Here is a 384-nt window from a genome sequence, read left to right on the forward strand (position 1 = left end):
CTATATCATCGTGGGCGCCGGTCCTGCCGGCTGCGTTATGGCCAACCGGCTGAGCGAAGATCCCAGCAATTCGGTCCTGCTGCTGGAAGCCGGCGGCAAGGACTGGCACCCCTACATCCACATGCCGGCGGGCTTCGCCAAGATGACCAAAGGCATTGCTTCCTGGGGTTGGTCGACCGTGCCGCAAAAGCACATGAAGGACCGCGTCTTCTGGTACACGCAGGCCAAGGTCGTCGGCGGCGGCTCGTCCATCAACGCGCAGATCTACACGCGCGGCAATGCCCGCGACTACGACGCCTGGGAGAAGGAAGAAGGCCTCGCCGGCTGGGGCTATCGCGACGTGCTGCCCTATTTCAAGCGCGCCGAAAACAACCAGCGCTACGC

The 384-nt window shown here is 63.5% G+C and carries 1 protein-coding gene; it reads left to right on the forward strand.

Going from position 1 to position 384, the window contains the following annotated elements:
* The coding region (locus ENZ74_RS34255) for a GMC family oxidoreductase N-terminal domain-containing protein (protein WP_164761527.1) at positions 1 to 384 on the forward strand (384 nt) is incomplete at both ends.

Source organism: Mesorhizobium sp. M7A.F.Ca.CA.002.15.2.1 (assembly GCF_003998715.1).
In the GTDB taxonomy this organism is placed as follows: Bacteria; Pseudomonadota; Alphaproteobacteria; order Rhizobiales; family Rhizobiaceae; genus Mesorhizobium; species Mesorhizobium ciceri.